Annotated in this window: 27 protein-coding genes; 6 read left to right on the forward strand and 21 right to left on the reverse strand. The window is 32.2% G+C overall.

The genetic code is table 11. From position 1 onward, the window contains the following. Positions 1 to 871: 871 nt before the first annotated feature. From BUA86_RS00005 to recQ, 5 genes are all read right to left on the reverse strand, one after another. Positions 872 to 1,624, reverse strand: a complete 753-nt coding sequence (locus BUA86_RS00005) for a class I SAM-dependent methyltransferase (RefSeq protein ID WP_373282292.1) — start codon at positions 1,622 to 1,624, stop codon at positions 872 to 874. A gap of 36 nt (positions 1,625 to 1,660) precedes the next feature. Further along, the gene (map, locus tag BUA86_RS00010; protein ID WP_072928679.1) at positions 1,661 to 2,470 is read right to left on the reverse strand and encodes a type I methionyl aminopeptidase; all 810 of its coding nucleotides are present in this window, start codon (positions 2,468 to 2,470) and stop codon (positions 1,661 to 1,663) included. Then, positions 2,467 to 2,886 carry a BT0820 family HAD-type phosphatase gene (locus tag BUA86_RS00015; protein WP_072928681.1) on the reverse strand — a complete coding sequence of 140 codons (420 nt, stop codon included), beginning with the start codon at positions 2,884 to 2,886 and terminating at the stop codon, positions 2,467 to 2,469. Before BUA86_RS00015 ends, map begins: the two co-directional genes overlap by 4 nt. Before the next feature lie 25 nt (positions 2,887 to 2,911). Further along, positions 2,912 to 4,447, reverse strand: a complete 1,536-nt coding sequence (gene gpmI / locus BUA86_RS00020) for a 2,3-bisphosphoglycerate-independent phosphoglycerate mutase (RefSeq protein WP_072928683.1) — start codon at positions 4,445 to 4,447, stop codon at positions 2,912 to 2,914. A 69-nt stretch (positions 4,448 to 4,516) separates the two neighbouring features. Continuing rightward, complete coding sequence (gene recQ / locus BUA86_RS00025; protein WP_072928685.1) at positions 4,517 to 6,718, reverse strand: DNA helicase RecQ; 2,202 nt, start codon at positions 6,716 to 6,718, stop codon at positions 4,517 to 4,519. A gap of 175 nt (positions 6,719 to 6,893) precedes the next feature. Here recQ and BUA86_RS00030 point away from each other — a divergent pair, with 175 nt between their 5' ends. From BUA86_RS00030 to BUA86_RS00055, 6 genes are all read left to right on the forward strand, one after another. Further along, on the forward strand, positions 6,894 to 7,859 hold the full coding sequence (locus BUA86_RS00030; RefSeq protein WP_072928687.1) for a KpsF/GutQ family sugar-phosphate isomerase: 966 nt from the start codon (positions 6,894 to 6,896) through the stop codon (positions 7,857 to 7,859). Positions 7,860 to 7,863: 4 nt separating this feature from the next. Next, on the forward strand, positions 7,864 to 8,694 hold the full coding sequence (gene tatC / locus BUA86_RS00035) for a twin-arginine translocase subunit TatC (protein ID WP_072928689.1): 831 nt from the start codon (positions 7,864 to 7,866) through the stop codon (positions 8,692 to 8,694). 71 nt (positions 8,695 to 8,765) lie between these two features. Further along, a complete protein-coding gene (locus BUA86_RS00040) occupies positions 8,766 to 9,512 on the forward strand; it encodes an electron transfer flavoprotein subunit beta/FixA family protein (RefSeq protein ID WP_072928691.1) in 747 nt (248 codons plus the stop codon). Positions 9,513 to 9,537: 25 nt separating this feature from the next. Continuing rightward, positions 9,538 to 10,488 carry an electron transfer flavoprotein subunit alpha/FixB family protein gene (locus tag BUA86_RS00045; protein ID WP_072928693.1) on the forward strand — a complete coding sequence of 317 codons (951 nt, stop codon included), beginning with the start codon at positions 9,538 to 9,540 and terminating at the stop codon, positions 10,486 to 10,488. 115 nt (positions 10,489 to 10,603) lie between these two features. After that, entirely contained in the window at positions 10,604 to 11,236 is a 633-nt protein-coding gene (locus tag BUA86_RS00050) for a bifunctional nuclease family protein (RefSeq protein WP_072928695.1), read from the forward strand. 18 nt (positions 11,237 to 11,254) lie between these two features. Then, positions 11,255 to 12,589, forward strand: a complete 1,335-nt coding sequence (locus BUA86_RS00055; protein ID WP_072928696.1) for an MFS transporter — start codon at positions 11,255 to 11,257, stop codon at positions 12,587 to 12,589. A gap of 232 nt (positions 12,590 to 12,821) precedes the next feature. Here BUA86_RS00055 and BUA86_RS00060 read toward each other — a convergent pair whose 3' ends face one another. From BUA86_RS00060 to rpsH, 16 genes are all read right to left on the reverse strand, one after another. Beyond that, positions 12,822 to 13,307 carry a dihydrofolate reductase gene (locus tag BUA86_RS00060; protein ID WP_072928698.1) on the reverse strand — a complete coding sequence of 162 codons (486 nt, stop codon included), beginning with the start codon at positions 13,305 to 13,307 and terminating at the stop codon, positions 12,822 to 12,824. Between the two features lie 66 nt (positions 13,308 to 13,373). Further along, positions 13,374 to 15,908, reverse strand: coding sequence for a M1 family metallopeptidase (locus BUA86_RS00065; protein WP_072928700.1), 2,535 nt, complete (start codon positions 15,906 to 15,908; stop codon positions 13,374 to 13,376). A gap of 216 nt (positions 15,909 to 16,124) precedes the next feature. Next, positions 16,125 to 16,613: a 50S ribosomal protein L17 gene (gene rplQ / locus BUA86_RS00070; RefSeq protein ID WP_072928702.1), complete on the reverse strand. Its 489-nt coding sequence runs from the start codon at positions 16,611 to 16,613 to the stop codon at positions 16,125 to 16,127. Between the two features lie 11 nt (positions 16,614 to 16,624). Next, positions 16,625 to 17,617 carry a DNA-directed RNA polymerase subunit alpha gene (locus BUA86_RS00075; RefSeq protein WP_072928703.1) on the reverse strand — a complete coding sequence of 331 codons (993 nt, stop codon included), beginning with the start codon at positions 17,615 to 17,617 and terminating at the stop codon, positions 16,625 to 16,627. A gap of 22 nt (positions 17,618 to 17,639) precedes the next feature. Next, positions 17,640 to 18,242 carry a 30S ribosomal protein S4 gene (rpsD, locus tag BUA86_RS00080; RefSeq protein WP_072928705.1) on the reverse strand — a complete coding sequence of 201 codons (603 nt, stop codon included), beginning with the start codon at positions 18,240 to 18,242 and terminating at the stop codon, positions 17,640 to 17,642. Between the two features lie 45 nt (positions 18,243 to 18,287). Then, on the reverse strand, positions 18,288 to 18,677 hold the full coding sequence (rpsK, locus tag BUA86_RS00085; protein ID WP_072928707.1) for a 30S ribosomal protein S11: 390 nt from the start codon (positions 18,675 to 18,677) through the stop codon (positions 18,288 to 18,290). 10 nt (positions 18,678 to 18,687) lie between these two features. Further along, positions 18,688 to 19,065, reverse strand: a complete 378-nt coding sequence (gene rpsM / locus BUA86_RS00090; RefSeq protein ID WP_072928709.1) for a 30S ribosomal protein S13 — start codon at positions 19,063 to 19,065, stop codon at positions 18,688 to 18,690. A 12-nt stretch (positions 19,066 to 19,077) separates the two neighbouring features. Further along, entirely contained in the window at positions 19,078 to 19,194 is a 117-nt protein-coding gene (gene ykgO / locus BUA86_RS00095) for a type B 50S ribosomal protein L36 (protein ID WP_013598490.1), read from the reverse strand. Between the two features lie 75 nt (positions 19,195 to 19,269). Further along, positions 19,270 to 19,485, reverse strand: a complete 216-nt coding sequence (gene infA, locus BUA86_RS00100) for a translation initiation factor IF-1 (RefSeq protein ID WP_019974180.1) — start codon at positions 19,483 to 19,485, stop codon at positions 19,270 to 19,272. 23 nt (positions 19,486 to 19,508) lie between these two features. Beyond that, a complete protein-coding gene (gene secY / locus BUA86_RS00105; protein WP_072928711.1) occupies positions 19,509 to 20,879 on the reverse strand; it encodes a preprotein translocase subunit SecY in 1,371 nt (456 codons plus the stop codon). Positions 20,880 to 20,894: 15 nt separating this feature from the next. Beyond that, positions 20,895 to 21,350 (reverse strand): 50S ribosomal protein L15, encoded by a 456-nt coding sequence (rplO, locus tag BUA86_RS00110; protein ID WP_019974182.1) that lies wholly within the window; start codon positions 21,348 to 21,350, stop codon positions 20,895 to 20,897. A gap of 29 nt (positions 21,351 to 21,379) precedes the next feature. Further along, positions 21,380 to 21,559 (reverse strand): 50S ribosomal protein L30, encoded by a 180-nt coding sequence (rpmD, locus tag BUA86_RS00115; RefSeq protein ID WP_072928713.1) that lies wholly within the window; start codon positions 21,557 to 21,559, stop codon positions 21,380 to 21,382. Between the two features lie 11 nt (positions 21,560 to 21,570). Next, positions 21,571 to 22,092 carry a 30S ribosomal protein S5 gene (gene rpsE / locus BUA86_RS00120; protein ID WP_072928715.1) on the reverse strand — a complete coding sequence of 174 codons (522 nt, stop codon included), beginning with the start codon at positions 22,090 to 22,092 and terminating at the stop codon, positions 21,571 to 21,573. A 16-nt stretch (positions 22,093 to 22,108) separates the two neighbouring features. Then, entirely contained in the window at positions 22,109 to 22,462 is a 354-nt protein-coding gene (rplR, locus tag BUA86_RS00125) for a 50S ribosomal protein L18 (RefSeq protein ID WP_072928717.1), read from the reverse strand. A 13-nt stretch (positions 22,463 to 22,475) separates the two neighbouring features. Continuing rightward, positions 22,476 to 23,021 (reverse strand): 50S ribosomal protein L6, encoded by a 546-nt coding sequence (gene rplF / locus BUA86_RS00130; protein WP_072928718.1) that lies wholly within the window; start codon positions 23,019 to 23,021, stop codon positions 22,476 to 22,478. Positions 23,022 to 23,043: 22 nt separating this feature from the next. Then, the gene (gene rpsH / locus BUA86_RS00135; RefSeq protein WP_072928719.1) at positions 23,044 to 23,445 is read right to left on the reverse strand and encodes a 30S ribosomal protein S8; all 402 of its coding nucleotides are present in this window, start codon (positions 23,443 to 23,445) and stop codon (positions 23,044 to 23,046) included. Positions 23,446 to 23,825: the final 380 nt, after the last annotated feature.

Here is a 23,825-nt window from a genome sequence, read left to right on the forward strand (position 1 = left end):
TTTCCTATAGCTCCATTATTCAAGGATTGACTAATTTCGTATCGGCTTTATTTCTTCTGTCTATATTTTAAATTTCAAATGAACTTCTCGTTTCAATACTTACTTCGTTTCTATGTTTCTGTAAGCGGTTGCAAAGGTAATTAATATTTTTAAACCACAAAATATTTTTTGAAATATTTTAAAACTTTTTTTCTTTTATCAATCTCAGTCATTACAACCTCAACCATCAAAAAAAGCCCGTTAAAACTAACATTACTGCTTCACTATTTCAATTCCTACAATACTACTCTTCTTTCGTATTGGGAGTGCAAATATACAACTCAATATTCCTCTTTTCCAAATCAACTTTACAATTAATTTACATTTTTCGCCTAACTAACTGAATAACCGTAGAATATTTTTTAAACTTTTTTGAAAATAGATACGAGAGATGAGATTTAAGATGGGAAATAGAGGAAGAATGGAGGAATTTGACATGTATAATAGGTAATGATGCTTCGACAATTATGGCAAAACAAGCCTTATATCTTATAGTCTTACATCTTAAAACTAAAATCTAACTTCTATATTAGTTCAACCGCAAAGAGCATAAAGATTACGCAGAGAACATAAGTGTACTATTCAAAACAAACCTTATTCCTTATAATCTTACATCTTATAACTAGCTTCAAGTTTCCAACTTCTAAGCTCGAGATAAAAGGACATGATTATTTTGTGAAACCAACTTCCCAAAAAAGTTGGCTTCGCAAAATACTTTGAGGTTAACGATTCGGGAAGAAAGCAACACATAGTGTTGCGTATTTTCAAAAATAAAAAAAAACCTCATCTATATAATAGATAAGGTCTTTATAATTTTATGCTTTTAGATAAATTAAATATCTTGAGGTTTTCTTACGATTGGTAAAATTTCTCCGTTTTCTAAACAATACTTTTTTACGTCCTCTATAGAAATCTTCTTCGTATAATCTACTTTTTCTACGATGAAACCTGCTTGTTCTAATCTTTTGTAATAATCTAACCCGTAAACACGAACATGATCGTATTGACCAAATTTTTCTTTACGTTCTTCTTTAGATGTTACTGTTGGATCTTCGTAAGTTGTTTCTCGTTGATAAGAAATTGGTACTTGTAAAATTCCCCAACCACCAGGTTTCATTACTCTAAACAATTCTGTCATTGCTTTATGATCGTCTGGAATATGTTCTAAAACGTGGTTACAAAAAATAATATCGAATGTATCATCTCCAAACGGTAAATCGCAAATATCTGCTTTTACATCTGCCAAAGGTGATTCTATATCACTCGTTATATATTCTAGATTTGACATTGCTTTGAATCTTTTTATAAAAGATTGTTCTGGTGCAATGTGTAAAACTTTTGCTTTTTGATTAAAAAACGTTGTTTCGTTTTTTAAATACAACCACATTAAGCGGTGACGTTCTAATGAGAATGTTCCTGGAGAAAGTACGTTTTCGCGTTGTTTTCCATATCCGTAAGGTAGTAAACTGTAATACCCCTGCCCGTCTATAGGATCTACAAAACGATCTCCTTTCATGAACCAAACTAAAACTGGTCGAACTAAATAACTACCTTTTATCAACAATGGACGTGGTAGTATATTCATTATTTTTTTTAAGAGCTTTTTCACAAAAGTTTCTTGTTATGGTTTAAATAAATATGGCTTTTCTTCGTCGGACTCAATTCCCAATGCATCGTAAATGTATTGGTATGTAGATAATAATTTTGGTTCTCCGTTTACAACACAAACATCGTGTTCGAAATGCGCAGAATATTTATCATCTTGTGTTGTTACTGTCCAACCGTCTGAATGAAAATTAATTTTTTCAGTTCCCATATTAACCATAGGTTCTATTGCTAAAACTAATCCGTTTTCTATTTTTTTACCAGAACCACGACGTCCGTAATTTGGAACTTGAGGATCTTCGTGCATTTTTCTTCCAAGCCCATGCCCTACTAGTTCACGAACAACTCCGTAACCTTCTTTCTCGCAATGTTGCTGAATAGCAAAACTTATGTCACCAATACGATTTCCTTTTTTCATTTGCTCTATTCCTTTGAACAATGATTCTTTGGTAATACGTAATAGCTTCTCTGTTTCTTCGTCTATTTGTCCTACTGCAAATGTATAGGCATGATCTCCGTAAAAATCATTCATATATACCCCACAATCTACAGAAACGATATCTCCTTCTTGCAAAGGTTTATCGTTCGGAATTCCATGAACAACTTCTGTATTTGGAGAAATACAAAGATTTTTAGGAAAATCGTACATTCCTAAGAATGCAGGATATCCGCCATGATCTCTAATAAATTCTCCTCCTAATTGATCTATATGATTAGTGGTAACTCCTGGTTTTATTTCTTTAGCTAACATACCTAAGGTTTTTGAAACCAATTGGGCACTTAGGTACATTAACTCTAATTCTTCATTACTTTTTAAATGTATCATAATCCGAAAAATCCTTTTTTCTTTTTCTTTGGAGCTTGCGTTCCATTTGTAGAAACACTTAATTCTATTTTTTTGGTAATAATTTGATAAACATCACTCCATCCTGGAAAACCTCCAAGATTTCTATCATCTACAAAAATATCTGCGTTGATTTTTCTACTGTGTGTTGTTTTGTCATAATCTTCTCCTTCGAAACTATTGTTTATTGCGTAGAATTCGATACCATTTTTTCTACAAAACTCTACAGCTTCATTTAGTGTTTTACCACTTCTGTATGTCCATAAAGTAAGGCGATATCCATCATTTTGTAATTGACGCATTGTTTCGAAAGCAAAAATTTTTGCTTTTCCTATTTCTGGATATTTGTCATCTACGATAGTTCCGTCAAAATCGATTGCAATAATTTTATTAATCATATAAGTTTAATATCAGGTTTTTTGATTATTTTTTTTCAATGATGATATCACCAGTCATTTCGTCTGGAATTTCAATTCCCATTAATGTTAAAATTGTAGGTGCAATGTCACCTAATTTTCCATTTTTAACATTCCAAACATTATCTTTCTGAGCTAAGATAAATGGAACTGGATTTGTTGTGTGTTGTGTATTTGGTGATCCGTCCTCATTCATCATAAAATCTGAATTTCCGTGATCGGCTAATATAACAACATTATAACCATGATCTAAAGCTGCTGTAACAATTTTTTCTGCACAACTATCTACAACTTCTGCTGCTTTAATTGCTGCACTCATTACTCCTGTATGTCCAACCATGTCTGTATTTGCAAAATTTAAACAAATAAAATCTGCAGATTCTTTTTCTATTTCTGGAACAATTGCATTTGTAATATCGTATGCAGCCATTTCTGGTTTTAAATCATAAGTTGCAACATCTCTTGGTGATGCACACATAATTCTACTTTCTCCTCCGAAAGGTTCTTCTTGACCTCCATTAAAGAAAAATGTAACATGTGGATATTTTTCTGTTTCTGCAATACGAATTTGTTTACGACCCGCTGCTGAAACTATTTCTCCTAATGTTTTTGTTATATTTTTATCGTCGAATATTACTTCTACATTTTTATAGGTAGCGTCATATTCTGTTAAAGTGATGTATTTAAGATCTAATTTCTTCATATCGAAATCTGGAAAATCTTGCTGTGTTAAAACTTCAGATATTTCTCGACCTCTGTCTGTACGGAAATTGAAACAGATTACAACATCTCCATTTTCTATTTTAGCTTTCGGAGAACCATCTTCGTTTGTAACAATAATTGGTTTGATAAACTCATCTGTTACATCTTCATTATAAGAATGAAGAATAGCTCCTAATGGATCACTTGTTGGAGTTCCTACTCCGTTAACCATTGCATCATAAGCTAATTTTACTCTTTCCCAACGTTTATCACGATCCATTGCATAGTAACGACCAGTTAAAGAAGCTAATTCTCCTGTCGACTTTGCCATGTGTTGAAGCAATTCTGTAATGAATCCTTCTCCAGATTTTGGATCAGTATCACGACCATCTGTGAATGCATGTACAAAAACATTGTCATGTAATCCACATTTGTTAGCTGCGTCTAATAATCCTTTTAAATGATTGATATGAGAATGCACACCACCATCTGAAACTAATCCTATGAAGTGAACTTTTTTATTATTTGTTGTTGCATATTGAAAAGCATCTTTTAAAATTGTTTCATTTTGTAAAGTTCCATTTTCAACTGCCATATTAATACGAACAAGATTTTGAAATACTACACGTCCTGCACCTAAGTTCATGTGTCCTACTTCCGAATTCCCCATTTGTCCTTCTGGTAAACCTACTGCTAAACCAAAAGTATCTAAAGTAGCGTTTGGATAGTTTACTAAACAGCTATCAATAAAAGGAGTTTTTGCTTGTGCTATAGCGGAAACAGCTGGGTTATTTCCTATTCCCCAACCATCCAATATCATTAATATTGCTTTATTATTCATTTTTAGTCTTGTAATAATTAAGCCCAAAGATACATAATCCTTGGGCTATTTTTGTTTTTTAATAAGATTTTAATTGGCTACTTCGCTAATGAACTTAATACGCATTAATCGTAATTCTTCTTCATCGTAATCATCACCAAATTCTTTTAATAATGAAGACATCGAATCCGAGTCTGATTCCATTAAGAAATCATATATCTCTTCTTGTTGATCTTCATCTAAAACCTCATCTATATAATATGTAATATTTAATTTTGTTCCTTGATAAACGATACTCTCCATTTCTGAAAGTAAATCGCTCATCGACATACTTTTTCTTTCAGCAACTTCTTCTAGATTTAATTTTCTGTCTGTTGACTGAATAATATAAACTTTATAGCTTGATTTATCTGCAACTTGTTTAATAACCATATCCTCTGGACGAATGATATCGTTATCTTTAACATACTGCGCAATTAACTCTACAAAGTCTTTACCAAATTTTTTAGCTTTACCTTCTCCTACTCCAAAAACATTTGCTAATTCCTTTACAGTTGTAGGATATTGCATTGTCATATCATCTAAACTAGAATCTTGAAAAACTGCAAATGGTGGAATTTGATGTGCTTTTGCTATTCTTTTACGTAAATCTTTTAATTGTTTTAATAAAGCATCATCAAAAGCAATTGGCGTAGTCGTTACTTCTTCTTTATCAAAACTACCTTCAGATAATAATTTTTTAAAATCGATATCTTCAGCTATTTCAAAAGAAGTTGGTTGACTAATAAAATCAATTCCTTCTTTTGTAATTTTTAAAATTCCGTAAGATTCTATTTCTTTCTCTAAAAAGTTACGAACAATTAATTGACGTAAAATTGATTTCCAGTAATAGTCTTCTTTATCTTTTCCTGTACCAAATAAATCGTCAGATTTTAAATTGTACGATTTTGTAATAGATGTTTCTTTACCAACTAAAACATTTACAACATCATTTAATTTTAATTTCTGATTTGTTTTTTGCACAAGTTTTAAAGCAGTTACAGCGTCATCTTTTGCTTCAACCATTTTTTTAGGATTGCGCATATTGTCGTCCATGTTTGCTCCTAAACCATTTTTCTCGTCAAACTCTTCTCCAAAATAGTGTAATAAGAATTTACGACGAGACATAGATGTTTCTGCATAAGCAACAACTTCTGATAATAATTGCATTCCCACTTCGCGTTCTGCAACTGGTTTACTTGCTAAGAATTTTTCTAACTTTTCAATATCCTTATAATCATAAAAAGCAATACAAACACCTTCTCCTCCATCGCGACCTGCACGACCAGTTTCTTGGTAATAACTTTCTAATGATTTTGGCATATCGTAATGCATTACAAAGCGAACATCTGGTTTATCTATTCCCATTCCGAAAGCAATTGTTGCAACTACAACACTTGCATCTTCCATAAGAAACATATCCTGATGTTTACTTCTTGTTTTTGCATCTAATCCTGCATGGTAAGGAATTGCATTAACTCCATTTACTTGTAAAAGTTGTGAAATTTCTTCTACTTTTTTACGGCTTAAACAGTAGATAACTCCAGATTTACCTTCGTTTTGTTTAATAAACTTAATAATCTGTTTATCTTGATCTACTTTTGGACGTACTTCGTAAAATAAATTATCACGATTAAAAGAGTCTTTAAAAACTTTTGCACTTTGCATGCCTAAAGTTTTCTGAATATCTTCTTGTACTTTCGGTGTTGCTGTTGCTGTTAAAGCAATAATTGGTGCATCACCGATTTTATTTATAATTGATTTTAAATTACGGTACTCTGGACGAAAATCATGTCCCCATTCAGAAATACAATGCGCTTCATCAATTCCAAAAAAAGAAATTTTAACCGATTTAAAAAATTCGACATATTCTTCCTTAGTTAAAGATTCTGGTGCAACATATAACATTTTAGTTATACCATCTTTAATATCAGTCATTACCGTTTTGGTTTCTGACTTATTTAAAGATGAATTTAATACATGGGCAATTCCGTTATTTTCGGAAATACCGCGTATTGCGTCTACTTGATTCTTCATTAAGGCAATTAAAGGCGATACAATAATTGCTACTCCATCAGACATTAATGCCGGTAATTGATAACATAATGACTTTCCCCCACCAGTAGGCATTAAAACAAATACGTCTTCTTTGTTTAATAAGCTTGTAATTATTTCATGCTGCTGACCTTTAAATTGGTCGAAACCAAAATATTTTTTTAGGGAAGATGTTAGGTTTTTCGATATGGCTTCCATCTATACAAAAGACTAAAATTAATATTATAAGTTAAATAGTTCCTATATTTGATACCTCTTAAATATACATATTATTTTTATATATTACAACAATATTATATATATAATTGATTGATAATAAAAAAGGGGAGTAAAAGTACGAATATTTTTAAAAATAGACAATAGAAATTTTATTGTGGAAAATTCAGAATTAATACAAATAGCCCAAAACGTTTTTCGAGAAGAAATTCAGGCGCTTGAAGCTATATCATCTCGTATTAACGAATCTTTTGTTGATGCGGTGAATTCGATATACAATACAAAAGGAAAACTAGTTATTGTTGGTGTTGGCAAAAGTGCTCATATAGCAAATAAAATTGTTGCAACATTAAATTCAACAGGAACTCCTAGTCAATTTTTACATGCAACAGAAGCTATACATGGAGATTTAGGAATGGTACAACCAGAAGATGTTGTATTATGTATTTCTAAAAGTGGAAATACACCAGAAATTACTTATCTGGCTCCAATACTAAAACAATATGCTTCTGTATTGATAGGTTTAACTTCTAATCCGAAATCTGAATTAGCTAAAAGTTCAGACATTGTATTAGAAATTACAATTGACAAAGAAGCATGTCCTGTTAATTTAGCTCCAACAACTTCTACAACCTCTCAGTTAGTAATGGGAGATGCAATTGCAATTACATTAATGAAGATGAGAGCTTTTTCTCAAAACGACTTTGCAAAATTTCATCCAGGAGGAGCATTAGGTAAAAAATTATTATGGACAGTTGAGAATATTGTAAATCCAGATAGAAAACCATTTGTTCATCCTAATTCTTCTATATCAGAAGTTATTAACTCTTTAACATCTGGTCGACATGGAATAACAGTTGTCTTAGAAGATAATAAAATTCTTGGTGTTATTACTGACGGTGATTTACGTAGAATGTTGTTAAACAATGAAACTTTTCATCATTTAAAAGCAAAAGACATTGCATCTATGAATCCTAAGACAATTCAGAAATCGGAAAAAGCAAGAGAGGCTTTAGCTATTTTGAGACATAACAGTATAGGACAACTTGTGGTTGTAGATGAAGACAATAATTATTATGGAATTTTAGATATCCATTCAATATTAAATGAGGGAATAGAATAATTTTATGGCAAAAAATAAAACAAATATGTCTTTCTTATCTCATATAGGAGAGCTTAGAGGACATTTAACTCGCTCTATTTTGGCGATTATAGTAACATCACTTATTGTGACATATTTTTGGGACGAATTGGTACAGGATGTTATTATGGCTCCTTTAAAATCTAATTTCCCAACATTTGGTGTATTTAACCGATTTGGAGAATTTACAGGTTTTGGAAAAATTTATACAGAATCTTTTGATATCTCTAAAGAGTTAACCAATCTTAATCCATCTGGACAGATTACTTCTCAATTCTTCTCAATTATTGTATGTGGAATTATTCTAGCAATTCCTTATATTATATATGAATTATGGCGATTTGTTCAGCCTGCATTAAAGGAAACAGAAAGAAAATATGCTGGTTTTACAATTCTCTCTATCATATTCTTCTTTGTAATGGGTGTACTGTTTAGCTATTTTATGTTATTACCATTGTGTACACAGTTCTTATTTACTTATGATCCGTTTGGAGTTGGTAATACATGGACTTTACCTAGTTATATCGATTTATTTGTTCAACTTCTTTTATCGATGGGAGTTATGTTCTTAATGCCAATTTTTGTATATTTCTTGACTGTAATTGGAATTCTTACTCCTAAGTTCCTTAAGGATTACAGAAAGCATGCTTTTATTGTTGTTCTTGTTATTGCAGCCGCAATTACTCCGAATGATGTTTATAGTATGATTTTAGTCACAATTCCATTATGGTTCTTGTACGAATTAAGCGTTGTCGTGTCTACTTCTGTTTACAAGAAACAACTAAAAAGAAAAAGTAGCGAGTTGACAAATAATTAACAATATTATGCTTGCATAATAAAATAATTTATTTATTTTTACATATATAAAAACGTAAACAACACAAAATTATGAAGATATTAGTTTGTATTAGTAGTGTTCCAGATACTACAGCAAAAATCAACTTCACAGCAGACGGAAAATCATTTGATAAAAATGGTGTACAATTCGTTATTAACCCTCACGATGAGTTTAGCTTAAATAAAGCCGTAGAATTACAAGAGAAATTGGGTGCTACGATTACAATATTAACTGTAGGAGATGCAAGTGTAGATCCTGTAATGAGAAAAGCTTTAGCAATTGGAGCAAATGATGGAATTAGAGTTGATGCAGATGCACGCGATGATTTCTTTGTGGCTACACAAATTGCAAAAGCTGCTAAAGATGGTGGATTTGATCTTGTTTTAACAGGAAGAGAATCTATCGATTATAATGGAGCATCTGTTCCAGGATTAGTATCAGCTATTTTAGATTACGGATTTATTAATGGATGTATTGGTTTAGAAGTAGACGGTTCTACTGCAAAAGCTGTTCGCGAAATTGATGGAGGAAAAGAAACTGTAGAAGTTACTTTACCAGCTGTAATTGCAGGACAAAAAGGTTTAGTAGAAGAATCTGCATTAAGAATCCCTAACATGAGAGGAATTATGCAAGCTCGTTCTAAACAAATTAATGTAGTTACTCCAGAATCAACAGAAAGTAAAGTTGAAGTTGTAGGATATGAAAAACCTGCTTCTAGAGGAAACGTAACATTGATTGATAAAGACAATGTGGCTGAATTAGTAAGATTATTACACGAAGAAGCTAAAGTAATCTAATTTATTAACCTTAAAGAATTAAAAAATGGCAATTTTTGTATACGCAGAGTCTCACGACGGAAAATATAAAAAAGCAGGATTAGAAGCTGTTTCTTATGCAAAATCTACAGCAGATGTTGCTGGAGATACAGTTACTGCAATTGTTTTTGGAAACACTCCAGCTGATGAATTATATCAATATGGAGCATCTAAAGTTATTAAAGTAGAAAATGCAGCTTTAGCAAAATTTGATGCTAACGCTTACGCAAAAGCTTTAACAGAATTAGTACAAGGTGATATCGTAGTATTACCTTCTACAAACGAAGGAAGTTCTATTGCACCAGTTTTAGCTTATAAAACAGGAGCATCTTTAATTACTAATGTAGAAAAAGCACCTACAGCAGTTGCTCCTTTTACAGTAGCACGTAAAGCTTTTTCTGGAAAAGGAATTGAAACTGTTGCAGCTTCTGGAAAAGTAGTTGTTACTGTTTTACAGAATGCTTTTGGAACAAAAGAAAACGCAGTTTCAGGATCAGAAGAAACTTCTTCTGTATCTGTATCAGATGCTGATGTAAAAGTGAAAGTTATTTCGACAGAATTAGCTTCTACTGATAAAATAGATTTAAAAGAAGCTGATATAGTTGTTTCTGCAGGACGTGGAATGAAAGGTCCAGAAAACTGGGGAATGATAGAAGATTTAGCAAAAGTTTTAGGCGCTGCTACAGCATCTTCTAAACCAGTTGCTGATATTGGTTGGAGACCACATGCAGAACACGTTGGACAAACAGGTAAAGCGATTGCTCCAAACTTATACATTGCAGTTGGTATTTCTGGTGCTATTCAGCATTTAGCTGGTGTTAACGGATCTAAGACGATTGTTGTAATAAACAATGACGCTGAAGCTCCTTTCTTTAAAGCAGCTGATTACGGAATCGTAGGAGATGCTTTCGAAATTGTACCAAAATTAACTGAAGAGTTAAAAAAATATAAAGGCTAAAAGTATAGCTTTAAGCGAAAATAAATTGAATCCGAATTATTTAGATAGTTCGGGTTTTTTTTATTGATTAAAAAAAGATTAAATATTCATCAGTTTTTCATAGATTTACACCCAAATGGACAATTTAATAAAATTAAATATCAAAGGCATTTCGTACAGTCAAACTCAAACTGGAGCGTATGCATTGATATTAGAAGAAAATATCGGAGGTAGAAAATTACCTATTATCATTGGAAGCTTCGAAGCTCAATCTATCGCATTAGCTTTAGAAAAAGATATTAATCCACCACGTCCACTTACGCACGATTTATTTATCGCTTTAGGAAAAGAGTTTAGTTTAAATGTTGATTCTATATATATCTATAAATTAGAAGATGGCGTTTTTTATTCTAACATTGTTTTTATAAATGATGAAGGACTTCGTGCAGAAATAGATTCGAGAACGTCTGATGCTATTGCATTAGCTGTCCGTTTCAATGCTCCAATCTACGCCTACGATCATGTTGTAGAAAAAGCTGGAATTCATTTAGATGTTATTGAAGAAGAAGAAAATATTCGTCAAGCTGCAAATAATTTTGAGGATGATTTAGATATCCTTGCAGGTCTTGATTCGGATCCTTCTGAAATAAACGAATACGAAGGTTGGTCGAAAGATGAACTAGAAACAGAAATGAACAAAGCTGTACAAAATGAAGATTACGAATTAGCTGCACGCTTACGTGATCAAATAGATAACATGGAAAACTAATAACTATTTCATTATAATATGTCTGTAAAGTTTAGACTTACAATTATGAGTTTCCTAGAATTTGCGGTATGGGGAGCATACCTAACTTCTATGGGAAATTATCTAGGATCGGTTGGCTTAGGTCCAAAAATCGGTCTTTTCTATGCGATGCAAGGAATTGTATCCATTTTTATGCCCGCTATAATGGGTATTGTTGCAGATAGATGGATTCCTGTACAACGTTTGTTAGGATTAAATCACTTATTTGCGGCTATTTTTATGTTTGCCACAGGATATTATGGGTATACAGCTGGAAGTAATGTAGATTTTACTACAATATTTACATTGTATTCGTTTAGCGTTGCTTTCTTTATGCCTACAATTGCATTATCAAATTCTACGGCTTATACAATTTTAAAGCAAAATAATCTTGATACGATTAAAGCATTTCCACCTATTAGAACATTTGGTACTGTAGGGTTTATATTTGCGATGTTATTTGTAAATTTTTCAGGATTTACGAACGATGTTTTTACTTTTAATTTTACTGGAAGCAGTGATTTTATAAGTTTCCAATCTAATTATTATCAATTTTTTGTATCGGGAATCTTAGGTATACTTTTATTTTTATATTGCCTAACATTACCTAATTGTCCAGTAAATGATCGTTCTGAGAAACAATCTATTTCTGATGCTTTCGGATTAAAAGCTTTTTCTTTATTTAAAGATAAGAAAATGGCTGTTTTCTTCATCTTCTCTATGTTATTAGGTGTTTCTTTGCAAATTACAAATGGATATGCTAATCCGTTTATTACAACGTTTAAAGATGCTCCTGAATATTCGAACTCTTGGGGAGCAAGTAATGCAAATGCATTAATCTCTCTTTCTCAAGTTTCTGAAACTTTATGTATTTTACTTATTCCATTTTTCTTAAAACGTTTCGGTATTAAAATCGTAATGTTAATGGCAATGATTGGATGGGTTTTACGCTTTGGTTTATTTGGATTAGGAAATCCTGGTTCTGGTGTTTGGATGTTCATCATATCAATGATTGCATATGGTATCGCATTCGACTTCTTTAATGTTTCTGGATCATTATATGTTGACAAAGAAACAAACAAAGAAATTCGTTCTTCTGCACAAGGAGTTTTTATGATGATGACAAACGGTTTTGGAGCTACAATAGGAATGTTGATAGCACAATATATTGTTAATCATTATGTATTTAGTCAGACTTATTTATCAGCACAATTAGACGGATGGAGACATTCTTGGTTTATATTTGCAGGATATGCTTTAGTGGTTACTATACTATTTGCAATTATATTTAAATACAAACATAATCCAAACGAAATTGATGAAATTAAACATTAATTCTCGTTTTTAAATAATAAAAAAATAGTCGTAAAAGTAACTTTTACGACTATTTTTTTTGATATATACATTGCTATTTCGTAGCCTTAAACTTTATTCAGAAATTTACTATGCTTTAAACGATGAAAACGCTTCGACAGGCTCAGCACGACAAAATTTGACATACTGATTTTTAAATACTAAACTCTAACTTCTAGTTTCTAATTTCCAATTCTCAGCTTAATCTCGAGTATTACGCTCTTTTATACGTTACAAATGAATAAGCATATTGATGCTTTTCATCTTTCTTAAAATCTTCTCTTTCGATTTCTTCCCAATCATCTGCATCAATTTCTGGAAAATAAGTATCACCATCAAATTCATGATGCACTTCTGTTATATATAAAATATCAGTAAATTCTATTGCTTGTTTGTAGATATTTCCTCCTCCAATAATCGAAATTGTTTCATCTATCGTTTTTGCAAACTCTATAGCTTTCTCTAAAGAATTAAAAACTTCTATTCCTTCTGCATTCCAATTTTTGTCTCTTGTAATAACAATATTTGTACGATTAGGTAAAGGGCGTCCTAGTGATTCGAAGGTTTTTCGCCCCATGATAATTGGATGTCCAGATGTAAGATTTTTAAAGTGTTTTAAATCGTTTGGTAAATGCCAAATTAAATCATTCTTAGCTCCAATTACATTATTACTCGCTTTTGCGACAACTATATTTATCATAAGTATAAAGGTAAAAAAAGCTATCCCTTTAAAAGGATAGCTTAACAAATATAATCATTTTTTTGATTATTTCATTTTATTAACAGCGTCTTGCAAATCCTTAATTTGTTTTGCAATTGTTACTGATTTTATTGTTTTAGCAGCATCTGTTTTTATTTGTAATGCTTTTTCTGCCATTTGTTTTATAGCCATTCCAGCTTGTGGATTTTGCTCTTTAAGATACGTATAATAACCAGAAAATGTTTTTGCTACTTGTGCAGTTGCATCTGGTGTATCATTTTTCATAATCCAATTAAAAGCTTCTTCAGCTAATTTTCCTTTTTCTTGATCTTGGAATTTAATAAATTCATAAACTGCAGCAGATTCTGCAACCAATGGTGTTTTATCTAACTGATTATTTTTAATCCAAGTTGGTAATAAAATCATTGCTAAATCCGAAGAACTTTTAATTACTTCATCATCAACATTCTTTATTAATTCATTTATTTTTGCTGGATTATTTTTTACAATTCCTGTTAATGCAGCTCCTTGTACACTATACGATGGGCTTTTTACAGCTTTTTCATAAATAGCAGCATCAAAAATATTTGCTTCATTTAATAAGCTTAATGCAGCTGCTTGTACCAATGTTTTAGGATCATTAGAAGCTAATTGTTTTAATTTAATCGATGCTTTATCCATTAATGGTTTAGAAGCCGGATCTAATTTATTTATAGTATAGATTCTTAATCCATCAAAAGGATCGTTTAAAGCTTCTAATAAAGCTTCTGTTGCTTTCGGATTTGTTGCTTGTGCATCTACCATAGCATCTATTGCTAATAGACGTGTAGCGTATTCTCCTTTTCCTGCCTTGTATTGAGCAATAAATTCTTCAACTGATTTTTTATCGTCTATATCAGCTAATAAAACTTGATCTGCATTCGGAATTACTACATCTGGTTTTTTAGTTGCATCAAACTCAAATGAGTTTTCTGCTTGTTTAGCAACCCAAACTTGTTTACGAACTGCTTTTCCGTTTTCTACAATATCTATTGCAAATGGGAATTCGAATAATTTAGAGGCATCTTGTCTTACTACAACTTTAACCTTTTTAGTGGTCGCATTATAATCTGAAACAACCGTTAACTTAGGATGTCCATTGTCGTAATACCATTGGTTGAAAAACCAGTTTAAATCACGTCCAGAAACTTCTTCTAATGCTAAACGTAATTGAACAGCTTCTGCTTTTCCGAATTCATTATCTTTTAAATATTTGCTTAACCCTTTAAAAAATGCATCATCTCCTAAAAAGTTTCTTAGCATATGTAAAATTAATCCTCCTTTGTTATATGAAACACCATCAAACATATCCTCTCTAGAATTGTAATGTATACGCACTAAATTCTTAGAAGGTCCATCTCCATGTTTATAACCAAAAGCTTCGTTATAACGGTGTTCATCTGCTTTCTCTTTACCATATTTATGCTCAAACCATAAATACTCTGAATAATTCGCAAAAGATTCATTTACCGTTAAATTACCCCAACTTTCTGCTGTTACTAAATCACCAAACCAATGGTGAAATAACTCGTGCGCAATTACATATTCTGCTGTATTTTCATCAATTAACTGTCCAGCTTTTTGTTGTACACCATCATGAAATAAAGATGCCGTTGTGTTTTCCATTGCTCCAGAAACATATTCACGTGCTGTCATTTGCGAATACTTTTCCCAAGGATATGCATAACCTAATTTATCGGAGAAAAACTGAATCATTTCTGGTGTGTTTCCAAAAATTTGTTTTGCAACATCCTTATAAGCTGGTTCTACATAATAATCAACATCTATGTTCTTCCATTTGTCTTTAATAATTGCATAATCTCCAATTCCGAAAAAGAATAAGTATGGCGCATGCTTTTTATCAAACTTCCAGTAATCTGTTTTTGTTCCGTCAGTATTTTTCTTAGTAGATTTTAATAATCCGTTAGACAACGAAACATACTTATCTGGATAAGTTAATGTAATCTCTTGTGATGTTTTTTGATTTGTTTTATCGATTGTTGGGAACCAACAAGAAGAAGATTCTGTTTCTCCTTGCGTCCAAACTTGAGTTGGATAATTTGCTCTTTCTCCTTTTGCGTTAATAAAGTATACACCTTTAGCATCATTAATTGCTTCGCTTCCTTTTTGCTTTACTTCATTTGGACGAGCAGTATATTTAATGTATAATGTATATTCTTGGTCTTTTTTATATTCTTTATCTAAGTCAATTACCAATTGTAAATCATCATATTTATAATTTAATTTCTTCTTAGAATTTCCAGAAACCAAAGCAACTTCGTGAATTAGCATTGCTTTTGCATCTAACGTAACTTTAGAAGTTGAATAAAAGTGTGGTTTTAATGTTACCCACTCTTCTCCTAAAACCTGTTCTTTTTGATAATCAAACTTTAAATCTAGTTTTGTATGAACAAGATTATTAACTCGTTCTGCTTCTGAACGGTAAATATCTAACGCATTTGTTTGATTCTCTGAATAACTTGGTGGAGAAGTCATTACTTGCGCCGTTGCAATACTTGATATAATAAAGGCTGATGAAAGCCAAAGAATTCTTTTTTTCATCGTAAGTTATTTTTTACTATTGGTTGTATTAATTTCTGAAAAGTTACAAAAAAGTAGAGAAACAAAGAATAGAAAACACTTTAAAAACAATTAGAGATTTTAGAAACATGAAATTCTATAATTTACTAAACTTTATATCAGCTTTTAGTACGATATAAAAAACAAAAAAGCCGTTTCGAAATCGAAACGGCTTTTATTATGTAATCAACTAATGGATTAAGCTTCTTCTGTACCTTCAGTTTCAGTTGCTGGAGCTTCTGCAGCTGGAGCAGCTTCTTCTGTTTTAGTACTTTTTCTACTACGACGTGTAGTTGCTTTCTTCTCAACTTTTGCGTTAGAGTAGATTTCGTTGAAATCAACTAACTCAATCATTGCCATCTCAGCACCATCTCCTAAACGGAAACCAGTTTTGATGATACGAGTGTATCCACCTGGACGGTTAGCAATTTTAGGAGCAACAGTTCTGAATAATTCAGTAACTGCTTCCTTGTTTTGCAAATAAGAAAATACAACACGACGATTGTGAGTATCGTCTGTTTTAGACTTTGTCAATAAAGGCTCAGCATATTTTTGTAATGCTTTAGCCTTTGCTACTGTAGTGTTGATACGTTTGTGAGTAATCAACGATATAGCTAAATTAGATAATAAAGCTCTTCTGTGAGAAGCAGTTCTACCTAAATGGTTAAATTTTTTTCCGTGTCTCATTTTTAATAAAATTATTCTACGTCTAACTTATATTTTGCGATGTCCATTCCAAAGTTAAGACCTTTGCTGTCCACCAATTCTTCTAACTCTGTAAGAGATTTCTTACCAAAGTTTCTGAATTTCATTAAGTCAGACTTAGCGAAAGAAACTAATTCGCCTAATGTTTCAACTTCAGCTGCTTTTAAACAGTTTAATGCTCTTACTGATAAATCCATGTCAACCAATTTCGTCTTAAGTAATTGGCGCATATGTAACGCTTCTTCATCGTAAGTTTCACCAGATGCAACTTCTTCAGCTTCTAATGTAATTCTCTCATCTGAGAATAACATAAAGTGGTGAATTAAGATTTTTGCGGCTTCAGTTAAAGCATCTTGTGGTGTAATAGAACCGTCAGTCGTAATTTCGAAAACTAATTTTTCGTAATCCGTTTTTTGTTCTACACGATAGTTCTCAATTGCGTATTTTACATTCTTAATAGGAGTGTAAATAGAATCGATAGCTATAGTACCTATTGGCGCAGAAGCCTTTTTATTCTCTTCAGCTGGTACGTATCCTCTACCTTTTTCTATTGTAAACGTTAAAGTAACATTTACTTTAGAATCTAAGTTAGCGATAACTAATTCAGGGTTTAAAACTTGAAATCCAGAGATAAACTTACCTAAATCACCCGCTGTTAATTGATTTTGCCCTGAGATAGTAGCAGTTACAGTTTCAGCATCTGATTCATCAATTTGTTTCTTAAAACGAACCTTTTTCAGATTTAAAATGATCTCTGTAACATCTTCCACTACTCCTGGAATAGTTGAAAATTCGTGCTCAACACCTTCAATCTTAATCGACGTGATAGCATATCCTTCTAATGAAGAAAGTAAAACTCTACGTAGAGCATTTCCAACTGTAATCCCGTATCCTGGCTCTAATGGACGAAATTCGAATTGTCCGAATCTAGAATCAGATTCAACTAAGATTACTTTGTCAGGTTTGATGAAATTTAAAATAGTCATTTTATTAGTCTGATTTTATGGTTTATTTAGAATATAACTCGACGATTAATTGCTCTTTGATATCTTCTGGGATTTGAACTCTTTCTGGAGCTTTAGTAAAAGTACCAGCTTTTTGTTCGTCATTCCAAACTAACCAATCGTACTCGCGACGTGCATGTAAAGAGTTAGTAATTGCAGCTAAAGATTTAGATTTTTCTCTAACAGCGATAACATCTCCAGCTTTTAATTGGTAAGATGGGATATTTACAACCTCTCCATTCACAGTTACGTGTTTGTGAGATACTAATTGACGAGCCCCGCTACGAGAATTTGAGATACCTAAACGGTAAACTACATTATCTAAACGAGATTCACATAATTGTAATAATACTTCACCTGTAATTCCTTTAGATGCATTTGCTTTCTTGTATAAGTTAGCAAATTGACGCTCTAAGATACCGTAAGTATATTTTGCTTTTTGTTTTTCAGATAACTGAATTGCGTATTCTGATTTTTTAGCTCTTCTTTTGTTAGGTCCGTGTTGCCCTGGAGGATATTTCTTTTTTTCGAAAGATTTATCGTCACCGAAAATTGGTTGTCCAAATTTTCTTGCAATTTTAGTTTTTGGTCCTGTATATCTTGCCATGATTTATTACTATTAAATATTAAATAATTAAATTGAGAAAAATGATTATACTCTTCTCTTTTTAGGTGGACGACATCCATTGTGTGGAAGTGGAGTAACATCAACGATTTCTGAAACTTCGATACCACCATTATGAATTGTTCTAATAGCAGACTCACGACCTTGACCTGGTCCTTTAACAAATACTTTAACTCTTCTTAATCCAGCTTCGTATGCAACAGTTGCTGCATCTTGAGCGGCTACTTGAGCAGCGTAAGGCGTGTTCTTTTTAGATCCACGGAATCCCATTTTACCTGCTGAAGACCAAGAGATAACTTCACCGTTTTTGTTCGTTAATGTAACGATTACGTTATTAAACGATGCTTGAATATGAGCTTGTCCAGTAGCTTCTACAACTACTTTTCTTTTCTTTACTACTTTCTGATTTTTTGCCATGATCTACTTATTATTTAGTGGCTTTTTTCTTGTTAGCAACTGTTTTCTTTTTACCTTTTCTTGTACGTGAGTTATTCTTTGTTCTTTGACCACGTAATGGTAAACCTAATCTGTGACGAATACCTCTTTGACATCCGATATCCATTAAACGTTTGATGTTTAATTGGATTTCTGATCTTAATTCTCCTTCTACTTTGAAAGATTCATTAATCGATGCACGGATTGCATTGATTTCTTCATCACTCCATTCGCTAACTTTCTTATCTTCTGAGATGTTATTCTCAGCTAAGATTTTAGAAGCACTACTTCTACCTACCCCGTAAATGTATGTAAGTCCGATTACCCCTCTTTTATTTTTAGGTAAATCTACACCTGAAATTCTTGCCATAACTCTAAATAATTAACCTTGTCTTTGTTTAAACTTAGGATTCTTTTTGTTGATCACATACAAACGTCCTTTACGACGTACAATCTTACAGTCAGCACTTCTCTTTTTAATGGATGCTCTAATTTTCATCTTTGTAAATTTATTTATAATCCGATAGAGTTAACGCCGAAACATTAACTCTACCACCTGTCGTTAAATATTTTTTTAGTATCTATAAGATATTCTACCTTTTGTTAAATCATAAGGAGACATCTCTATTTTAACTCTATCACCTGGTAAAAGCTTAATATAATGCATACGCATTTTACCAGATATATTACATGTTACTACATGTCCATTTTCTAATTCGACACGGAACATTGCATTAGATAATGCTTCTGTAATCGTACCGTCTTGTTCAATATGTTTTTGTTTTGCCATAAATCTTTTTAATAATAACCTTATTAGATATCTCTTGATGTTCTACCAGAAGTCATTAATCCATCGTAACGATGATTTAATAAATACGTATTAATTTGCTGAACAGTATCTAAGATAACTCCCACCATAATTAACATTGAAGTACCTCCAAAGAACATAGCTAAGCTTTGTTCAACACCTAATAATTTTACAATAGCTGGCAAAACAGCAAGCAAAGTTAGTAAAATTGCTCCAGGTAACGTAATTTTTGATAAAATTTCGTCTAAAAAATTTGCAGTTTCTTTTCCAGGACGTATTCCAGGGATGATTCCACCGTTACGTTTTAAGTCTTCAGCCATCTGATTTACTGGGATTGTAATCGCAGTATAGAAATAAGTGAAGATAATAATTAGTAAACCGAAGATCAAATTATATTCCCACGTAAATGGATCTGCCATTTTCGCAAAGAATTGTTTTACTGAACTTGTGTCGTCTAAGAAATAGTTTGCTAATGTTCCTGGTAAAAACATAATTGCTTGCGCGAAGATAATTGGCATTACACCAGCTGCATTTACTTTTAGAGGAATATAAGAACGTACAGAATCTGTAACCGATCTCATATAAGAACTACTAGAAGTTTGCGCTCTTCTTACATATTGCACTGGTACTTTACGCACTGCTGCAACAATCATAATACACATTGCAATAACTAGGATTAAACCTAGCATTTCTATCAAGAAGAAAATACCATTTGAAGGATCTACTTCAAATGCATTGAAAATTGCTTTTGGTAAATCAGCTAAGATACCAACCATAATTAAGATTGATATACCGTTACCGATACCTTTGTCAGTAATTTTTTCTCCCATCCACATGGCAAAAATAGTTCCTGTAATCAGAATAACTGTTGAAGGGAACCAAAACCAAAAGTTGGTTGGAGGAATTACATAGATAGCATACGATGAAGCTGGATCATAAGGTAAAATCTGAGAAGTTACCAATGTTAAATATGCTGGTGCTTGCACTAAACATATACCAATTGTTAACCATCTTGTAATTTGATTTACTTTGTTACGACCGCTTTCTCCTTCTTTCTGTAGTTTTTGGATATAAGGCACTGCCATTCCCATCAATTGTACAACAATCGAAGCTGAGATATAAGGCATAATTCCTAACGCAAATACGGAAGCTCTTTTAAAAGAACCTCCGGTAAAAGAGTTTAATAATCCTAAAATTCCTGAATTTGCATTTTCTTGGTCTGTTATAAAACGATTAACTTCGTTAATATCGACACCTGGAAGTGGAATATGAGAACCGAATCTATAAACCAATAATAGAAGGATAGTTACAAGTAACTTATCCTTCAATTCTTTTATGCTCCAGATATTTTTTATGGTCTGTATAAACCCTTTCATCTATAAAATATATTCTTAAGCGTTAACTAATTCTACTTTACCTCCTGCTTTCTCAATAGCCTCTTGAGCTGATTGAGTGAATTTATCTGCAGTAACATTAACAGTAGCTTTTAACTCTCCACGTCCTAAGATTTTCACTAAGTCGTTTTTGTGAGCTAAACCTAATTGTACTAATGTTTCTTTATTTAAAGTATCTGTGATTTTATTGTTATCAACTAATTGTTGAATAGTGTCTAAATTGATTCCTGTATACTCAACACGGTTGATGTTTTTGAAACCAAATTTAGGTAAACGTCTTTGTAAAGGCATTTGTCCTCCTTCGAATCCGATTTTTCTTGAATAACCAGAACGAGATTTAGCACCTTTGTGTCCACGACCTGCTGTTAAACCGTTTCCACTACCTTCACCTCTACCTTTACGGAATTTATTTTTTACTGAACCAGCTGCTGGTTTTAAATTACTTAAATTCATTTTAATAATCTTTTAAAGGTTAAAAGCGATTAAGCTCTTTCTACTACTACTAAGTGTTGAATTTTACGAATCATTCCTTCGATTTGAGGAGTTGATTCGTGCTCAACTACTTGATTCAACTTCTTTAATCCTAAAGCAACTAATGTAGCTTTTTGAGATTTATCACGGTTGATAGCACTACGTGTTTGTTTTACTCTTACTTTGCTCATGATACTTTTTTTTAACCGTTGAACACTTTAGTTATAGAAATACCTCTTTGGCGTGCAATTGTTTCTACAGAACGTAAGCTTAATAAAGCGCGGAATGTAGCTTTTACTGCATTGTGAGGGTTAGATGATCCTTTAGATTTTGATAATACATCATGTACACCAACAGACTCTAATACTGCACGAACTGTTCCTCCTGCAATTACCCCTGTACCTTTTGCTGCTGGACGGATGAATACTTGCGCACCACCGAAACGAGCTTCTTGTTCGTGAGGAATTGTGTTGTTAAATAAAGGAACACGTACTAAGTTTTTCTTAGCATCTTCGATAGCTTTAGCAATAGCTGAAGCAACATCTTTAGATTTACCTAATCCGTAACCTACTACTCCATTTCCGTCTCCAACTACTACGATAGCAGAAAAACCAAATGCTCTACCTCCTTTTGTTACTTTTGTAACACGTTGTACTCCAACTAAACGATCTTTTAAATCCAATCCTGTTGGTTTTACTCTTTCTACGTTTTTAAATCCTAACATAATTTCTTTCTCTTTTTTAGAATTTTAATCCACCTTCTCTAGCACCATCTGCTAAAGCTTTGATTCTACCATGATACACGAAACCGTTACGATCAAAAACTACAGTTTCAATTCCTTTAGCTACAGCTTTTGCTGCTAAAGCTTTACCTACAGATGCAGATACTTCACTTTTTGTACCTTCTACATTAACACCTTTTTCACGAGATGATGCAGAAGCTAAAGTAACTCCACTGTTATCGTCAATAATTTGAGCGTAAATTTCTTTATTAGAACGGTAAACTGATAAACGAGGTTTAGTTTCTGTTCCAAAAATATTTCGACGCACGCGTCTTTTTATTTTTTGTCTTTTTTCTACTTTAGATAATGCCATTTTTCAATGATTTTTATGCAGATTTACCTGCTTTTCTTCTAATAATTTCTCCTACGAATTTAATTCCTTTTCCTTTGTAAGGCTCTGGCTTACGGTAAGAACGAATTTTCGCTACAATCATTCCTAATAATTGATTATCATGAGATGATAATGTAATAATAGGATTTTTACCTTTTTCTGTTAAAGTTTCAACTTTAATTTCTTGAGGTAATTCGATTACGATATTGTGAGAGAAACCTAATGACAAATCTAATTTTTGTCCTTGGTTAGATGCTCTGTAACCAACACCAACTAATTCTAATTGTTTTTTGAAACCTTCTGTCACACCAACAATCATGTTGTTGATTAACGCACGGTATAAACCATGTAAAGCTCTGTTTGTTTTAGAATCATCTGGACGAACTACAGTTAAAACTCCGTCTTCGATTTTTACATCAAATCCTTCGTTTAATTCTCTTGTCATTTCGATGTTATTACCTTTTACAGTAATTACGTTATCTTTAAATTCAACTGCTGCAGCTGAAGGGATATTGATTTGTGATTGTCCTATTCTTGACATAATTTCTTAATTTTTTAAATGATTAATAAACTAAACATAAAACTTCACCACCAACATTCTCTTGACGTGCTTGCTTATCTGTCATAACTCCTCTAGAAGTAGAAATGATCGCGATACCTAAACCGTTTAATACACGAGGTAATTCTTTAGATCCTGCATATTGACGTAAACCTGGAGTAGAAGCTCTCTTAATTTTACGGATAGCTGGCTCTTTAGTAACTTTGTCGTACTTTAAAGCGATTTTAATTGTTCCTTGAGGTTTGTCTTGTCCTTCGAATTTGTAGTTCAAGATGTAACCTTGTTCAAAAAGGATTTTAGTAATTTCCTTTTTTAATTTAGACGCAGGGATTTCCACAACTTTGTGTCCTGCCATCATTGCATTTCTAACACGAGTTAGAAAATCTGAAATTGGATCTGTATACATAATATAATTCTATAGTATAGCGCGTTAACACTACTTTTAAAATTAAACTTTTACCAAAATGCACTATGCATTTGGGTTGCAAATATATGGGATATTTTTTAATTACAAACTATACTGCAGAAAAATATTTTTTTAATTGAAGAAGTGAAAGGTTTTGAATATGATTTAAAATTGAAAAATGAAAGTTGAAAGTTGAAAGTTCGAGATTGGAAATTCGAGATTGTTTTTTTTGTCTAATTTCTCGATACAATTTTTCTTCATTTTCATTTCGAAAAACCACTCGAAAAGACAGAAAACTACACCTTACAACTCTAATCTTTTCAAACGTTCAGCGTTCAGCCTTAACCCATTTATCGAAACTACACTTCGGCAAAACTTTT

This window comes from Chishuiella changwenlii, from assembly GCF_900142565.1.
Taxonomy (GTDB): Bacteria; Bacteroidota; Bacteroidia; order Flavobacteriales; family Weeksellaceae; genus Empedobacter; species Empedobacter changwenlii.

Coding starts and splice junctions, on each gene's coding strand:
- BUA86_RS00005 (WP_373282292.1), bottom strand. CDS start 1,624: ATGAATATACTACCACGTCCATTGTTGATAAAAGGTAGTTATTTAGTT.
- map (WP_072928679.1), bottom strand. CDS start 2,470: ATGATACATTTAAAAAGTAATGAAGAATTAGAGTTAATGTACCTAAGT.
- BUA86_RS00015 (WP_072928681.1), bottom strand. CDS start 2,886: ATGATTAATAAAATTATTGCAATCGATTTTGACGGAACTATCGTAGAT.
- gpmI (WP_072928683.1), bottom strand. CDS start 4,447: ATGAATAATAAAGCAATATTAATGATATTGGATGGTTGGGGAATAGGA.
- recQ (WP_072928685.1), bottom strand. CDS start 6,718: ATGGAAGCCATATCGAAAAACCTAACATCTTCCCTAAAAAAATATTTT.
- tatC (WP_072928689.1), top strand. CDS start 7,864: ATGGCAAAAAATAAAACAAATATGTCTTTCTTATCTCATATAGGAGAG.
- BUA86_RS00040 (WP_072928691.1), top strand. CDS start 8,766: ATGAAGATATTAGTTTGTATTAGTAGTGTTCCAGATACTACAGCAAAA.
- BUA86_RS00045 (WP_072928693.1), top strand. CDS start 9,538: ATGGCAATTTTTGTATACGCAGAGTCTCACGACGGAAAATATAAAAAA.
- BUA86_RS00050 (WP_072928695.1), top strand. CDS start 10,604: ATGGACAATTTAATAAAATTAAATATCAAAGGCATTTCGTACAGTCAA.
- BUA86_RS00055 (WP_072928696.1), top strand. CDS start 11,255: ATGTCTGTAAAGTTTAGACTTACAATTATGAGTTTCCTAGAATTTGCG.
- BUA86_RS00060 (WP_072928698.1), bottom strand. CDS start 13,307: ATGATAAATATAGTTGTCGCAAAAGCGAGTAATAATGTAATTGGAGCT.
- BUA86_RS00065 (WP_072928700.1), bottom strand. CDS start 15,908: ATGAAAAAAAGAATTCTTTGGCTTTCATCAGCCTTTATTATATCAAGT.
- rplQ (WP_072928702.1), bottom strand. CDS start 16,613: ATGAGACACGGAAAAAAATTTAACCATTTAGGTAGAACTGCTTCTCAC.
- BUA86_RS00075 (WP_072928703.1), bottom strand. CDS start 17,617: ATGACTATTTTAAATTTCATCAAACCTGACAAAGTAATCTTAGTTGAA.
- rpsD (WP_072928705.1), bottom strand. CDS start 18,242: ATGGCAAGATATACAGGACCAAAAACTAAAATTGCAAGAAAATTTGGA.
- rpsK (WP_072928707.1), bottom strand. CDS start 18,677: ATGGCAAAAAATCAGAAAGTAGTAAAGAAAAGAAAAGTAGTTGTAGAA.
- rpsM (WP_072928709.1), bottom strand. CDS start 19,065: ATGGCAAGAATTTCAGGTGTAGATTTACCTAAAAATAAAAGAGGGGTA.
- ykgO (WP_013598490.1), bottom strand. CDS start 19,194: ATGAAAATTAGAGCATCCATTAAAAAGAGAAGTGCTGACTGTAAGATT.
- infA (WP_019974180.1), bottom strand. CDS start 19,485: ATGGCAAAACAAAAACATATTGAACAAGACGGTACGATTACAGAAGCA.
- secY (WP_072928711.1), bottom strand. CDS start 20,879: ATGAAAGGGTTTATACAGACCATAAAAAATATCTGGAGCATAAAAGAA.
- rplO (WP_019974182.1), bottom strand. CDS start 21,350: ATGAATTTAAGTAATTTAAAACCAGCAGCTGGTTCAGTAAAAAATAAA.
- rpmD (WP_072928713.1), bottom strand. CDS start 21,559: ATGAGCAAAGTAAGAGTAAAACAAACACGTAGTGCTATCAACCGTGAT.
- rpsE (WP_072928715.1), bottom strand. CDS start 22,092: ATGTTAGGATTTAAAAACGTAGAAAGAGTAAAACCAACAGGATTGGAT.
- rplR (WP_072928717.1), bottom strand. CDS start 22,462: ATGGCATTATCTAAAGTAGAAAAAAGACAAAAAATAAAAAGACGCGTG.
- rplF (WP_072928718.1), bottom strand. CDS start 23,021: ATGTCAAGAATAGGACAATCACAAATCAATATCCCTTCAGCTGCAGCA.
- rpsH (WP_072928719.1), bottom strand. CDS start 23,445: ATGTATACAGATCCAATTTCAGATTTTCTAACTCGTGTTAGAAATGCA.